11 protein-coding genes are annotated in these 13690 nt (G+C 68.2%); 5 read left to right on the top strand and 6 right to left on the bottom strand.

Going from position 1 to position 13690, the window contains the following annotated elements:
• Nucleotides 1–7 precede the first annotated feature (7 nt).
• Genes J7500_RS15275 through hisG form a run of 3 tightly spaced genes read right to left on the bottom strand, consistent with a single transcriptional unit; the run spans nucleotide 8 to nucleotide 2348 of the window.
• Nucleotides 8–397, bottom strand: coding sequence for a hypothetical protein (locus tag J7500_RS15275; RefSeq protein WP_294062745.1), 390 nt, complete (start codon nucleotides 395–397; stop codon nucleotides 8–10).
• On the bottom strand, nucleotides 397–1689 hold the full coding sequence (hisD, locus tag J7500_RS15270) for a histidinol dehydrogenase (protein ID WP_294062744.1): 1293 nt from the start codon (nucleotides 1687–1689) through the stop codon (nucleotides 397–399). Before hisD ends, J7500_RS15275 begins: the two co-directional genes overlap by 1 nt.
• Nucleotides 1686–2348, bottom strand: coding sequence for an ATP phosphoribosyltransferase (gene hisG, locus J7500_RS15265; protein ID WP_294062742.1), 663 nt, complete (start codon nucleotides 2346–2348; stop codon nucleotides 1686–1688). The genes hisD and hisG overlap by 4 nt, the downstream gene beginning before the upstream one ends.
• 64 nt (nucleotides 2349–2412) lie before the next feature.
• Here hisG and J7500_RS15260 point away from each other — a divergent pair, with 64 nt between their 5' ends.
• Entirely contained in the window at nucleotides 2413–3492 is a 1080-nt protein-coding gene (locus J7500_RS15260) for a DUF2332 domain-containing protein (protein ID WP_294062741.1), read from the top strand.
• 85 nt (nucleotides 3493–3577) lie between these two features.
• Entirely contained in the window at nucleotides 3578–4573 is a 996-nt protein-coding gene (locus J7500_RS15255; RefSeq protein ID WP_294062740.1) for a hypothetical protein, read from the top strand.
• Between the two features lie 67 nt (nucleotides 4574–4640).
• On the opposite strand, the gene pth is transcribed toward J7500_RS15255, so the two are convergent.
• The 3 genes from pth to J7500_RS15240 all read right to left on the bottom strand — a co-directional run bounded on the left by pth (nucleotide 4641) and on the right by J7500_RS15240 (nucleotide 6900).
• Nucleotides 4641–5210, bottom strand: coding sequence for an aminoacyl-tRNA hydrolase (pth, locus tag J7500_RS15250; protein ID WP_294062738.1), 570 nt, complete (start codon nucleotides 5208–5210; stop codon nucleotides 4641–4643).
• Nucleotides 5211–5290: 80 nt separating this feature from the next.
• Nucleotides 5291–5908 (bottom strand): 50S ribosomal protein L25/general stress protein Ctc, encoded by a 618-nt coding sequence (locus J7500_RS15245; RefSeq protein ID WP_294062737.1) that lies wholly within the window; start codon nucleotides 5906–5908, stop codon nucleotides 5291–5293.
• A gap of 113 nt (nucleotides 5909–6021) precedes the next feature.
• Nucleotides 6022–6900: a TraB/GumN family protein gene (locus tag J7500_RS15240; protein ID WP_294062736.1), complete on the bottom strand. Its 879-nt coding sequence runs from the start codon at nucleotides 6898–6900 to the stop codon at nucleotides 6022–6024.
• Nucleotides 6901–7140: 240 nt separating this feature from the next.
• Here J7500_RS15240 and J7500_RS15235 point away from each other — a divergent pair, with 240 nt between their 5' ends.
• The 3 genes from J7500_RS15235 (at nucleotide 7141) to ppdK (ending at nucleotide 13685) form a co-directional block, all read left to right on the top strand.
• The gene (locus tag J7500_RS15235) at nucleotides 7141–8007 is read left to right on the top strand and encodes a glycine--tRNA ligase subunit alpha (RefSeq protein WP_294062735.1); all 867 of its coding nucleotides are present in this window, start codon (nucleotides 7141–7143) and stop codon (nucleotides 8005–8007) included.
• Between the two features lie 442 nt (nucleotides 8008–8449).
• Complete coding sequence (gene glyS / locus J7500_RS15230; protein ID WP_294062733.1) at nucleotides 8450–10855, top strand: glycine--tRNA ligase subunit beta; 2406 nt, start codon at nucleotides 8450–8452, stop codon at nucleotides 10853–10855.
• Nucleotides 10856–11024: 169 nt separating this feature from the next.
• Complete coding sequence (gene ppdK, locus J7500_RS15225; protein WP_294062732.1) at nucleotides 11025–13685, top strand: pyruvate, phosphate dikinase; 2661 nt, start codon at nucleotides 11025–11027, stop codon at nucleotides 13683–13685.
• Nucleotides 13686–13690: the final 5 nt, after the last annotated feature.

Genomic DNA, 13690 nt, shown 5'->3' with positions numbered 1-13690 from the left:
CCGGGACTCAGTCGCGCGGCCAGCTCCGCAGCGGCGTCCGCGCGGCATAGTCGCGGCTCTCTTCATTGCCGGCCTGGACGTCGATGACATGCTCCTGGGTGAAGGGAAGCTCGGTCCCGATCCAGAATTCGTCGTTTTCGTCGATGTCGGGCGCGTTGTCGAGCAGCCCGAAATAAGTGTCGCCGGCGACTTCGCGCACGACCACCCACATCCGTTCGTAGATCGGCTCCTCGTCGTCCTCGACGGCGATCGCGAAGATCAGCTTGGCGAAATCGCCCGCGCGCAGCGTGCGGCGGGTGCCTTCGTCCGGAATCTCGAAGGTCTCGGGGTTGAGCGCATGATATTCGACTGCGCTTTCCAGGCACCACCCGTCCTCGATCAGGTCGGGCGCCCGCATCAGCCCTGTCCCAGCCGGATCGCGACCGAGCGTGCGTGCGCCGGCAGGCCCTCGGCATCGGCCAGCGCCACCGCCGCTGGGCCGATCGCCGCCAGCCCGGCCTCGTCGAGCGCAAGGAAGCTGGTGCGCTTCATGAAGTCGAGCACCGAAAGCCCCGAGGCGAAGCGCGCGCGCCGCCCGGTGGGGAGGACGTGGTTCGGCCCCGCGACATAGTCACCCACCGCTTCGGGCGTGTGGCGGCCGATGAACACCGATCCGGCGTGGCGCACCAGTTCGAACAGCGCCTCGGCCTCGTCGCAGGCAAGCTCGAGATGTTCGGGCGCCAGCCGGTCGACCAGCGCGATCGCGTCGGTCAGGCTGGGCACGAGCACGATCGCGCCATTGGCGTCCCAGCTCGCCCGCGCCGTGTCGCGCGTCGCGAGCTGCTCGATCTGTGAGTCGACGGCCAGCGCCACGCGATCGGCGAACCTGGCGTCGTCGGTGAACAGGATCGATTGGCTGGTCGGGTCGTGCTCGGCCTGGCTCAGCAGGTCGGCGGCGATCCATTCGGGGTCGTTCTTGCCGTCGGCGACGACCACGATCTCGCTGGGCCCCGCCACCATGTCGATGCCGACCACGCCATAGAGCTGGCGCTTGGCCTCGGCGACCCAGGCATTGCCGGGGCCGGTGATGACGTCGACGGCTGCGATCCTGTCGGTGCCATAGGCGAGCGCCGCGATCGCCTGTGCTCCGCCGACGCGCCACAGCTCGTCCACGCCGGCGACATGCGCCGCGGCGAGCACCAGCGGATTGACTTCGCCGTTCGGCGTCGGCGTCACCATCACCAGCCGGCGCACGCCCGCGGCCTTGGCCGGGATCGCGTTCATCAGCACCGAAGAGGGATAGGCCGCACGGCCGCCGGGCACATAGACGCCCGCCGCATCCACTGCGCGCCACCGCGCGCCGAGCCGGATGCCCTGCGCGTCGATCTCGTCGCGATCCTCGGGCTTCTGCTTGGCGTGATAGGTGGCGATCCGCTCGGCGGCGAGCTCGAGCGCTTCGCGCAGCTCGGGCTTGAGCCCCTCATAGGCCGCGAGGCAATCGGCGCGATCGAGCGTCCAGCCGCTCGCGTCGAGGTCGAAACGGTCGAAGCGCTGGGTGAGGTCGCGCAGTGCCGCATCGCCTTCGTCGCGCACCCGCGCCACGATCGCGGCGACGTCGCGCGCCACATCGGCATCGGCCTCGCGCCGCGCATTGACCAGCGCCGTGAAGGCGTCGGCGAAGCCGGCGGCGGAGAAGTCGAGCCGGATCACGCCGCCTTCCTCTCCACGGCTCGCCGGAACCCGTCCACCAGCGGCACCACTTCGCTGGCGCGCGTCTTGAACGCGGCGCGGTTGACGACCAGCCGGCTGGTGACCTCTGCGATCACTTCGACTTCGACCAGCCCGTTCTCCTTGAGCGTGCGGCCGGAGGAGACGAGGTCCACGATCCGCGGCGCCAGCCCCAGCACCGGCGCCAGCTCCATCGCGCCGTTGAGCTTGACGCACTCGGCCTGCACGCCGCGGGCCTCGAAGTGCGCACGCGTGATGTGCGGATATTTGGTCGCGATGCGGACGTGGCTCCAGCCGCGCGGATCGTCCTTGGCAGCCAGGTCGACCGGCTCGGCGACCGAGACTCGGCACTTGCCGATGCCCAGGTCCACCGGCGCATAGAGTTCCGAATAGGCGAATTCGGCGAGCACGTCCGATCCGACGATACCCAGCTGCGCGGCGCCATGCGCGACGAAGGTCGCGACGTCGAACGCGCGCACGCGGATCAGGTCGATCGCGGGGCTGTTGGTCTTGAAGCGCAGCGCGCGGCTGCCCTCGTCCGAAAAGGCCGGCTCGGGCACGATGCCGACCGCCGCGAGCAGCGGCAGCGCCTCGTCGAGGATTCGGCCCTTCGGCACGGCAAGGATGAGCGGTTCCTGCATGGGATGGCGGGGGCTTTACTTGCGGGGTGCCTCGGGCGCAACAGCGGGAGCGGAGGGCAGGGGAATGGCAGACGAGGCAGCGAACCGCGAGGGCTTCCGCATCCAGGCCGGCTATTGCACGGCGATGGCGGCGCCGATCACCGCGCGGATATCGACGGTGCTGGCGGATGCGCTCACCCGCGACAGCGAAACCGGGCGGCGCGTGCTCGACTGGCCAGGCGAGCCCGTGGCCGATGCACTGGTGCTGCGGCTGATCGGCGGTCTCCACGCACTCCACCGCCGCGGCGTGCCCGAGCTGGCCCCGGTGTTCACGGGCGCCGAGACCGATCCCGCCAAGGTGGGCGCGATCCTCCAGCACGTTCTGGCCGCGCATGACACCGAGCTGCTCCCCTGGCTCGATGGCCCGCCCCAGACCAACGAGGCGGGGCGTTCGGCCGGGCTGATGACCGGCATCCTCCACTTGGCCGAACGCTATGGCCCGCGCTTCGAGCTGCTCGAGATCGGCTCGAGCGCCGGGCTCAACCTGCTGATCGGTCGTTATCGCTTCGATCTCGGCGGCGTGCGCACCGGCCCTGCCGATTCGCCGGTCACGATCAGCCCCGAATGGCGCGGCCCGCCGCCGCCCGACGCGCCGGTCAAGATCGTCTCCACGCGCGGCGTCGACATCCAGCCGCTCGACTTGTCGGGCCCGCGCGATGCCGAGCGGCTTCAGGCCTATTGCTGGGTCGAGAATGTCGAGCGCCAGGCCCGGCTCGAGCAGACGATCGCAATGGTCCGCGCGCACGGCGTCGACCTGGTCCAGGGCGACGCCGCCGACTGGGTCGAGGCGCGCCTCGCCGAGCCGCAGCAGGAGGGCGTCACTCGCGTGCTCATGCACTCGGTCGTCTGGCAATATCTCCCCCGCGCCACCCAGCAGCGCATCACCGACGCGATGCGCGCCGCCGGTGCCCGCGCCGCGCCTGAGCGCCCGCTCGGCTGGGTGATGATGGAGCCCAATCGCGACTTGCACCGTCACGAAGTGCCCGTGCAGGGCTGGCCCGGCGACACGCCGATGGAGCTGTTCGCGCTCACTCATGCGCATGGCGCCTGGGTCGAATCGCTCGAACCGCCCTATGAGACGCGGGCATATGCAATGCGTGCCTAATGATGTTGACGCGCCCCCGTTCATCTGGGGTACAGGGGCGCCAAGCCTTTTCGCGGTATCCGTAAGATTACGAGGGAGTAGGGGAATGATTCGCCGTCACATGTTCATGAGCGCGGCTGCGGCAACGCTGGCGCTGGCAAGCTGCAGCGGCGGTGATGACGATCCCACGCCGACGCCGAGCCCGTCGCCCACGTCGAGCCCGTCGCCGACGCCCACCGCATCGCCGACCTACACGGCCTTCCCGCTCGCTGCGGCGGCCTCGTTCAACACGATCAACGCCTCGGTCAGCTACACCGGCGATCCGGCCGCGGGCGCAGTCTCGCTCGGCGCAGGCGCCACCGAGACGCTCTCGTCGCGCGTCAGCCTCGCGACCAGCAATGCGATCGCCACCGGAACCTATGTGATCAACGAGGCGGGCGAGGAATCGCGCTTCACCACCACCAACGTCACGGTCCAGCCCGCGCCGGCGGTGAACGAGTTCGTGTTCCGCACCGACGACGCCACCACCGCGGGCAAGTTCTCGCAGCTCGAGTTCCTCAACAACACCATCCCGTCGCAGGTGACCAGCACCGCGGCGCTCCAGCTCACCAATGTGAGCTACATGAACTGGTGGCGTGGCGATTCGACCGCGGGCGCCAAGCGCTTCACCACCGGCGTGTGGGGCTACAACACCGCGGTCGGCGACCTGCCGACCACCGGCACCCAGGCCTATACCGCGACCGTCAACGGCCGCCTGATCAGCGTCGCGGGCACCACGACGACGGTGACGCGCGTCTCGGGCACGGTGACGCTGTCGGTCAACTTCGCGACCAGCATCGTCGACATCACCATGAACCTGACCACGCCCGGAACCGGCGGCGGCGCGCCGGTGCCTTACGGCACCTTCACGGCCCAGGCCTCCTGGGCGACCAAGTCGACGCTGTTCAACGGCAGCTTCCTCCAGGGCAGCCCGCTCAACGGCACGGTCGCCGGCGGCTTCTACGGCTCGCAGGCCAAGGAAATCGGCCTGGTGTTCCAGGGTTCGGGCACGTTCAACGGCGCCAACCAGCGCCTCGTCGGCAACATCGTCGGCAAGAAGTAAGCGCGGGCGGCTCGCCCAAAGCGAAAGGAAAGGGCTCCGGGAACCGGGGCCCTTTTCCTTTTGCGCCTCAGTCCTGCAGCCGCAGCGCCACGTCGTTCATGAAGCGCGTGTCGTCGCCCTTGGCCAGCCATTCGGCCTCGGCCGCGATCGCGCCCAGCATGTCGCTCAGCGGCTCGATCTCGGTCTTGGCGTAATTGCCCAGCACATAGCCGGTCACCCGGTCCTTGTGCCCGGGATGGCCGATGCCGATCCGCACCCGGCGGAAGTCCGGGCCGATGTGCTTGTCGGCCGAGCGCAGGCCGTTGTGCCCCGCGGTGCCGCCGCCGGTCTTCACCTTCACGCGGAACGGCAGCAGGTCGAGCTCGTCGTGGAACAGGGTCACGTCCGCCGGCGTGAGCTTGTAGAAGTCCATCGCCGCGCGCACCGCCCGGCCGCTCTCGTTCATGAAGGTCGCGGGCTTGAGCAGCACGAGCTTCTCGCTCCCGATCCGCCCCTCCTGGGTCCAGCCCTGGAACTGCTTCTTCGGCGCCGAAAACCCGTGCACCTCGGCGATGGCGTCGAGCGCCATGAAGCCGACATTGTGGCGGTGCATCGCATATTGCGGCCCCGGATTGCCCAGGCCGACCCAGAGCTGCATCTCAAATCCCCGAAACGAAAATCGCCCCCGCACCTAGGATGCGGAGGCGATTTTTTCACCCAAGAAGTTCGGTGAAGGGCTTATTCGCCCTCGGCCTCGCCCTCGGCGGCTTCGGTCTGCGTGTCGCCTTCGCTCGACTTGAGCGCCGACGGAGCAACCACGGTCGCGATGGTGAAGTCGCGATCGGTGATCGCGGGCTTCGCGCCCTTCGGCAGCTGGACCGCGGAGATGTGGATCGAATCGCCGACTTCGACGCCCTTGAGCGAAATCTCGACCTGGTCGGGGATCTCGGCCGCGTCGACCACCAGTTCCAGCTCGTGGCGGACGATGTTCAGCACGCCGCCGCGCTTGATGCCGGGGGCTTCCTCTTCGTCGGTGAAGACGATCGGCACTTCGACCGTGACGGTCGCGTGCTCGGAGATGCGCAGGAAGTCGACGTGCAGCGGACGATCGCTGACCGGGTGGAACGCCACGTCCTTGGGCAGGGTACGCTCGCCCTCGATCATCACGACCGAGTTGAAGAAGTGCCCGGTGTTGAGAAGCTTCTGCAGCTCACGTTCGCCGACGTGGATGCTCTTGGGCTCCTGGTTGTTGCCGTAGATGACGGCGGGGACGCGGCCTTCACGACGAAGCGCCCGGGAGGCTCCCTTGCCAGCCCGGTCGCGCGTCTCGGCCGACAGCGTAAGCGTCTCGCTCATGTGTCGTTCCTGTGCGCTAAAGTTATCAGTTCAATGCCGGGCAGGCCTCCAGGGATGACCCTGCCGCGACAAGCGCGCGCCTTTAGCGGAGATGCGGCCGAAGCGCAACCGGATCAGTAGTTCACCCGCTCCACCTTCAATCCGCGCTTCGCCAGCTCGGCCTGCACGCTGCGCCCGCCGGCCAGATGCCCCGCGCCGACTGCGACGAACACCGTCCCCGGCTGCTTCATCCGCTCGACCAGCCAGTCGGCCCATTTGCGGTTGCGCGCGGCGAGCAGCCGCTCGGCCAGCTCGGGCGATCGGTCGAGGTCCTCGTTCATCAGCGCCGCGAGCCCGTCGGCGTCGCCCTTGCTCCACGAAGCGACCATGCGGTCCACCGTCGCCCCGGCATTGGGCAGGTCGCCCAGCGTGTCGAGCAGCAGCGCGCGCTGCGCATCGGCGGGCAGCGCGTCGAAATAGCCGAGCTGCTCGCGCGCGGTCTCCAGCCCCGTCACCGGCTTGCCGGCCCTGGCGGCGGCGTCGCTCAGTATCTTCTCGGCGCCGTCGGCATCGTCATAGCCGAGCTGGCGCAGCGGCAGCGACGACAGCATCGTCGCGGCCAGCCAGGGCTCGGCCCGGTCGAGCGCATTGGCCCTGAGCCCATATTGCGGCAGCGCCGCGCGGATGCGCGCCGCCGCCTCGGGCGGCAGCTGCTCGGGCAGGCTGGGGCCGCTCGTCGTCGTCCCCAGCTCGGAAACCAGCGCCTGCATCTCCTGCTCGGGCGGCATCACCAGCTCGAGCACCAGGCTGTCGCTCGCGTCGAACGCGCTCTTCACGCCTTCGTCGAACCAGCTCAGCCCCGGCTTCAGCATGTGCACCGTGCCGAACAGATAGATGGTCGTGTCGGCGTCCTTGACCACCCAAAGCGCCGGATCGGCGTCGTTCGCCACGGGCTTGGGCCCGCATCCGGCGAGCGCGAACAGGGCGAGCAGGGGAAGGAAGCGACGCAACATCGCCGGCCTTGGACCCGAGCGGCGCTGCGCTGTCAACGCAGGGCATCCCGCACTTCTTTGGTCATCACACCCCCTTCGTCATCCCCGCCCCCCTTCGTCATCCCCGCGAAGGCGGGGACCCAGGAATCGCAGGCGACGCCGCCCGTTGCTCCGGGCCCCCGCCTTCGCGGGGCTGACGACAGGGCGCGCCGCACACCCGCGCCATTGACCCTCCCGCACCTTCGCGCCAAAGCACCGGCCATGTCGGAACCCCTCAGCTTCCAGCGAATGATCCTCAAGCTCCACGACTATTGGAGCGAGCGCGGCTGCGTGATCCTGCAGCCCTATGACATGCGCATGGGCGCGGGCACCTTCCACCCGGCGACCACGCTCAAGGCGCTCGGCCCCGATCCGTGGAACGCGGCCTTCGTCCAGCCCTGCCGCCGCCCGACCGACGGCCGCTATGGCGAGAACCCCAACCGGCTCCAGCATTATTACCAATATCAGGTGATCCTGAAGCCGAGCCCGCCCGATCTGCAGGAGCTCTACCTGGGCAGCCTCGCCGCGATCGGGATCGACTTCACGCGCCACGACATCCGCTTCGTCGAGGACGATTGGGAATCGCCCACGCTCGGCGCCTGGGGTCTCGGCTGGGAAGTCTGGTGCGACGGCATGGAAGTCACCCAGTTCACCTATTTCCAGCAGATGGGCGGCTTCGACTGCAAGCCCGTCGCCGGCGAGCTCACCTACGGGCTCGAACGGCTGGCGATGTACATCCAGAACAAGGACAGCGTGTACGATCTCGCGTTCAACGACGCGGGCGTGACCTATGGCGACGTGTTCCACGAGAACGAAGTCCAGATGTCGACCTGGAACTTCGAGGTCGCCGACACCGAGACGCTGTTCGACCAGTTCCGCAAGGCCGCGGCCGAATGCGAGAACTGCCTCGCCAAGGGCCTGCCGATCCCCGCCTATGAGCAGGCGATCGAGGCGAGCCACATCTTCAACCTCTTGAACGCCCGCGGCGTCATCTCGGTCGCCGAGCGCCAGGCCTATATCGGCCGCGTCCGTGACCTCGCGAAGGGCAGCTGCGCCGCCTGGATGGAAAAGAACGGATGGGCGGCGTGACGCGCTTCCGCACCCAAGGTCGCGAGGGCGCGATGATTGGTTCACGCGGAGGCGCGGAGACGCGGAGGTCGTCGCGTCGCCGCGCCAGCGGCCATCAAATCCGCCCGATCGCCAGTCCGCTGACGATTTCGAGAGCGGCTGACGCCGCCGCGCAGCGCGACATCTCCGCGTCTCCGCGTCTCCGCGTGAACCAAATCCTTCTTCGTGGCTTCGTGGCTTCGTGTGAGCAGGATTTTCTCACGCAAAGGCGCGAAGGCGCAAAGGCACGGAGATCGTCGCCCCGCCGCGCCAGCGGCCTTCAGATCCGCCCGATCCCCAAGCTGCCGACGCTTTTGAAGGCGGCTGACGCTGCCGCGCAACGCGACATCTCCGCGCCTTTGCGCCTTTGCGTGAACCAATCTTCTTCCCTTCTCCGCGCCTCCGCGCCTCCGCGTGAGTCAAAATGACCGATTTCCTCCTCGAACTCCGCTCCGAAGAAATCCCCGCGCGCATGCAGGAAAAGGCGCGCGAGGATCTCGCCCGCCTGTTCGCCGCCGAGCTCGACAAGGCCGGGCTCAAGGCCGCGGAGACCGTCACCTACGCCACCCCGCGCCGCCTCGCGCTGATCGCGCGCGGCCTGCCCGAGCAGACCGCCGCCGTCTCGGAGGAGACCAAGGGCCCGCGCGTCGGCGCACCCCCGCAGGCGCTCGAAGGCTTTCTCCGCAAGACCGGCCTCAGCCAGGACCAACTCGTCGAGCGCGACGGCGTGCTCTTCGCGATCGTCGACAAGCCCCGCCGCGACACGGCGCAAGTGCTCGCCGAGGCGATCCCCGCGGTGATCCGCGCCTTCCCCTGGCCCAAGTCGATGCGCTGGGGCCAGGCCTCGCTCTCGACCGAGAGCCTGCGCTGGGTCCGCCCGCTGCAGGGCATCGTCGCGATCCTCGGCGAGACCGTGGTCGACTGCGAAGTCGCCGGCGTCCGCAGCGGCGCCGCCACCGTCGGCCACCGTTTCCACCACCCGGGCGTGATCACGATCGGCGGCCCCTCCGACTATGTCGAGAAGCTGCGCGCCTGCCACGTCATCGTCGACGGCGCCGAACGCCGCGGCATCATCGCGCTGGGCGCCAAGATGGCCGCGCAAAAGGCCGGCCTCAGCCTGGTCGAGGACGAGGGGCTGCTGTTCGAGAACGCCGGCCTCACCGAATGGCCGGTGCCCTTGCTCGGCCGCTTCGACGAAGATTTCCTCAGCGTGCCGCCCGAGGTGATCCAGCTCACCGCGCGCGTGAACCAGAAATATTTCGTCTGCCGCGATAGCGCGGGCAAGCTCGCCAACGCCTTCGTCTGCGTGTCGAACATCGACGCGGCCGACGGCGGCGAGAAGATCGTCGAGGGCAACCGCAAGGTCCTCGCCGCCCGCCTCAGCGACGCGCGCTTCTTCTACGAGACCGACCTCAAGGTCGCGCTCGAGGAGCAGGCGAAGAAGCTCGAGAAGATCGTCTTCCACGAAAAGCTCGGCACCGTCGCCGACAAGGTCGAGCGCGTGGCCAAGCTGGCGCGCTGGCTGGTGGAAGAGGGGATCGTCCCTTCTTCTCCCTCTCCCCTCCGGGGAGAGGGTCGGGGAGAGGGGGAGTCATCCTCCGGCGCCGCGCCTGCCGAAACTGCCCCTCTCCCAACCCTCTCCCCTGAGGGGAGAGGGCTTTTGGCAGACCTCGCGGAACGCGCAGCCCGCCTCGCCAAGGCTGACCTCGTCACCGGCATGGTCGGCGAGTTCCCCGAGCTCCAGGGCTTGATGGGCGGCTATTACGCCGCAGCCCAGGGCGAGGACCCGGCGGTCGCCGAAGCGATCCGCGACCATTACAAGCCGGTCGGCCAGGGCGACGAAGTCCCCACCGCACCGGTGACGGTGGCGGTGAGCCTCGCGGATAAGCTGGATACGCTGGCAGCATTTTTTACCGTGCACGAGCGACCTACCGGTTCGAAGGATCCTTTCGCTTTGCGACGGGCGGGCATCGCTATCGCATCTCTGATCCTCAATAATCAGTTGCGGGTTTCGCTCACACCAGCGGTGATGGAAGCGATGTTCGGTGTGCTCGGACCGATTTATCGCCGTGCACTGCAGGCAAAGTTGGATGAGATCTCACCGGCACTCCGCAGTGTTTCGGACGCGGACTTGAGGCGGTCTATTATCCGGGACATTTTCCCTTCTGTGACCTTACCGGGAGATCCCATCGCCCGCGTGCCGGTCGAGCAGAGTGACCGCGACAATGCAGCGACGCTAGTCGAAACAATCGCCTTCCTCATGGACCGCCTCAAGGTCCAGCAGCGTGAAGCCGGCGTCCGCCACGACCTCATCGACGCGGTGTTCGCGCTTGGCGGCGAGGACGATCTCGTCCGCCTGCTCGCCCGCGTTCACGCGCTGCAAGCCTTCGTCACCACCGAGGACGGCGCCAATCTCCTCGCCGGCTACAAGCGCGCCGCCAACATCCTCAAGAAGGAGGAATGGCCTCCCCGTGCTCCTGCGGAAGCAGGAGCCCAGGGTGGCTCTGACCCGAACGACTCTGGGCTCCTGCTTCCGCAGGAGCGCGAAGGGGGCAGGATTTCGCTGTCCTACACGCCCCTTCCCGAGGAGCAGGCGCTTATCGCGGCGCTCGATTCGGCCGAGCCCGTCGCAACCGCCGCGATCGAGCGCGAGGACTTCGAAGGCGCCATGGCTGCGCTCGCCTCGCTGCGCGCGCCAATCGATGCCTTCTTCGACAAGGTCACGGTGAACGACTCCGATCCGGCGAAGCGCACGGCTCGTCTCGATCTGCTCGCGCGCATGCGTGCTGCAGTGCACAAGGTCGCCGATTTCTCACGGATCGAGGGCTGAAACAAAATTGCGCTGTCAGGAAATCTAGTTTCAGGATTCGCAAGAATTTTGTGACTGGTGGGCAATAATTGCTGTTTTCTGACAACGCGATCAGCGCTTCCGCCTCGTTCGCGGCTGCGGTAGCGGAACTTCCCTCCCCGGGAAGCGCTCACGGCCTAAAGGAGTTTGGATGACGCAGTACGTGTACCGCTTCGGCGGCGGTGTTTCGGATGGCGGGGCAGGGGACAAGAACCTACTCGGCGGCAAGGGCGCGAACCTGGCGGAGATGGCCTCGATCGGCCTCCCCGTTCCCCCGGGCTTCACGATCAGCACCGAGATGTGCACTCGCTATTACGAGGAAGGCGAGACCTTCCCCGATAGCGTGAAGGCCGAGGTCGCGAACGGCATCGCGCATATCGAGGCGATCACCGGCAAGAAGTTCGGCGACGCCGCCGATCCGCTGCTCGTCTCGGTCCGCAGCGGCGCGCGCGTGTCGATGCCCGGCATGATGGACACGGTGCTCAACCTCGGGCTGAACGACCAGACCGTGCAGGGGCTCGCGGCGACTTCGGGCGACGATCGCTTCGCCTGGGACAGCTATCGCCGCTTCATCCAGATGTATTCGGACGTGGTGCTCGGGCTCGATCACGGCCGCTTCGAGGAAGCGCTCGAGATCGCCAAGGAGGACCGCGGCTTCCAGCTCGACACCGAGCTTTCGGCCACGGACTGGCAGGGCCTCGTCGCCGAGTACAAGGGCCTGGTCGAGGAGCTGTGGGGCAAGCCTTTCCCGCAGGACGTCCACGATCAGCTCTGGGGCGCGATCGGCGCGGTGTTCGGCTCGTGGCAGTCCGAACGCGCCAAGGTCTATCGCCGCCTGAACGACATCCCCGGCGACTGGGGCACCGCGGTCAACGTCCAGGCGATGGTCTTCGGCAACATGGGCGACACCTCGGCGACGGGCGTGGCCTTCACTCGCGACCCTTCCACCGGCGAGCGCGCTTATTATGGCGAGTTCCTGATCAACGCCCAGGGCGAGGACGTCGTCGCCGGCATCCGCACCCCGCAATATCTCACCCGCGCCGCGCGCGAGCGGGCAGGGGCCAAGCCCGCTTCGATGGAAGAGGCGATGCCCGAGGTGTACCAGCAGCTCGCCCAGGTCTTCGACACGCTCGAAAACCACTATCGCGACATGCAGGACATCGAGTTCACGGTCGAGCGCGCCAAGCTGTGGATGCTCCAGACCCGCTCGGGCAAGCGCACCGCCAAGGCCGCGCTCAAGATCGCGGTCGACATGGCGAACGAGGGGCTGATCACGCGCGAGGAGGCGATCCTGCGCGTCGATCCGGCGGCGCTCGACCAGCTGCTCCACCCGACGCTCGATCCCGATGCGCCGCGCGACGTGCTCACCAAGGGCCTGCCCGCCTCGCCGGGCGCGGCCTCGGGCAGGGTCGTGTTCGACGCCGACAGCGCCGAAAAGGCCGCCGCGGCGGGCGAGAGCGTCATCCTGGTCCGCGTCGAGACCTCGCCCGAGGACATCCACGGCATGCACGCCGCCAAGGGCATCCTCACCGCGCGCGGCGGCATGACCAGCCACGCCGCGGTGGTCGCGCGCGGTATGGGCCGCCCCTGCGTCTCCGGCGCCGGCACCCTGGCGATCAACGCCCGCGAGAAGCTGTTCCGCGTCGGTAAGCGCGAAGTTCGGGAAGATGACACGATCACTATCGACGGCGCGACCGGCGAAGTGATGCTGGGCAGCGTCCCCACGGTGCAGCCCGAACTCGCCGGCGATTTCGGCACGCTGATGCAATGGGCCGACGAGAAGCGCCGGCTCAAGGTCCGCACCAATGCCGAGACTCCGCTCGACTGCCGCACCGCGCGTGATTTCGGCGCCGAAGGCATCGGCCTCTGCCGCACCGAGCACATGTTCTTCGAGGCCAACCGCATCACTGCCGTCCGCCAGATGATCCTCGCGCAGGACGAGGCCGGCCGTCGCGCCGCGCTCGACAAGCTGCTTCCCGAGCAGCGCAGCGACTTCGTCGAGATCTTCGAAGTCATGGCCGGGCTGCCGGTGACGATCCGCCTGCTCGATCCGCCGCTCCACGAGTTCCTGCCGCACGAGGAGGCCGAGTTCGCCGAGGTCGCCGAGGCCGCGGGGCTCGATGTCGAGACGCTCAAGCGCCGCGCCGCCGAGCTACACGAGTTCAATCCGATGCTCGGCCACCGCGGCTGCCGTCTCGGCGTGACCTTCCCCGAGATCTACGAGATGCAGGCGCGCGCGATCTTCGAGGCCGCGATCGCCGTCGCCGAGAAGTCCGGCGCCGCGCCGATCCCCGAGGTCATGATCCCGCTGGTCGCGACCAAGCGCGAGCTCGAGCTGATGAAGGCCGTGGTCGACAAGGCCGCCCAGGCGGTGTTCGCCGAGAAGGGCCGCACGATCGAGTATCTCGTCGGCACGATGATCGAGCTGCCCCGCGCGGCGCTGCGTGCGGGCGAGATCGCCGAGGCCGGCGCCTTCTTCAGCTTCGGCACCAACGACCTGACCCAGACCACGCTCGGCGTCAGCCGCGACGACGCCGCGCGTTTCCTCACGACCTATGTGGAGAAGGGCATCTATGCCCGCGACCCGTTCGTCAGCCTCGACGTCGAGGGCGTCGGCGAGCTGATCGCGTTGGCGGCGGAGCGGGGCAGGGCGACGCGCCCGGACATCAAGCTCGGTATCTGCGGCGAGCATGGCGGCGATCCCGCCTCGATCGCCTTCTGCGAGAAGACCGGCCTCGATTACGTCTCGGCCTCGCCTTACCGCGTTCCGATCGCGCGGCTTGCGGCGGCGCAGGCGGCGCTCAGGCGCTGATCCTG

The sequence above is a fragment of the Sphingomonas sp. genome (assembly GCF_017744835.1).
Taxonomy (GTDB): domain Bacteria; phylum Pseudomonadota; class Alphaproteobacteria; order Sphingomonadales; family Sphingomonadaceae; genus Sphingomonas.
This window is presented reverse-complemented; position numbering and strand designations above follow the sequence as displayed.

What these genes read in the sequence shown, in the direction of transcription:
- J7500_RS15240 (WP_294062736.1), bottom strand. Translation starts at nt 6,900, where the DNA reads ATGTTGCGTCGCTTCCTTCCCCTGCTCGCCCTGTTCGCGCTCGCCGGA.
- J7500_RS15275 (WP_294062745.1), bottom strand. Translation starts at nt 397, where the DNA reads ATGCGGGCGCCCGACCTGATCGAGGACGGGTGGTGCCTGGAAAGCGCA.
- J7500_RS15245 (WP_294062737.1), bottom strand. Translation starts at nt 5,908, where the DNA reads ATGAGCGAGACGCTTACGCTGTCGGCCGAGACGCGCGACCGGGCTGGC.
- hisG (WP_294062742.1), bottom strand. Translation starts at nt 2,348, where the DNA reads ATGCAGGAACCGCTCATCCTTGCCGTGCCGAAGGGCCGAATCCTCGAC.
- glyS (WP_294062733.1), top strand. Translation starts at nt 8,450, where the DNA reads ATGACCGATTTCCTCCTCGAACTCCGCTCCGAAGAAATCCCCGCGCGC.
- J7500_RS15255 (WP_294062740.1), top strand. Translation starts at nt 3,578, where the DNA reads ATGATTCGCCGTCACATGTTCATGAGCGCGGCTGCGGCAACGCTGGCG.
- pth (WP_294062738.1), bottom strand. Translation starts at nt 5,210, where the DNA reads ATGCAGCTCTGGGTCGGCCTGGGCAATCCGGGGCCGCAATATGCGATG.
- J7500_RS15260 (WP_294062741.1), top strand. Translation starts at nt 2,413, where the DNA reads ATGGCAGACGAGGCAGCGAACCGCGAGGGCTTCCGCATCCAGGCCGGC.
- J7500_RS15235 (WP_294062735.1), top strand. Translation starts at nt 7,141, where the DNA reads ATGTCGGAACCCCTCAGCTTCCAGCGAATGATCCTCAAGCTCCACGAC.
- ppdK (WP_294062732.1), top strand. Translation starts at nt 11,025, where the DNA reads ATGACGCAGTACGTGTACCGCTTCGGCGGCGGTGTTTCGGATGGCGGG.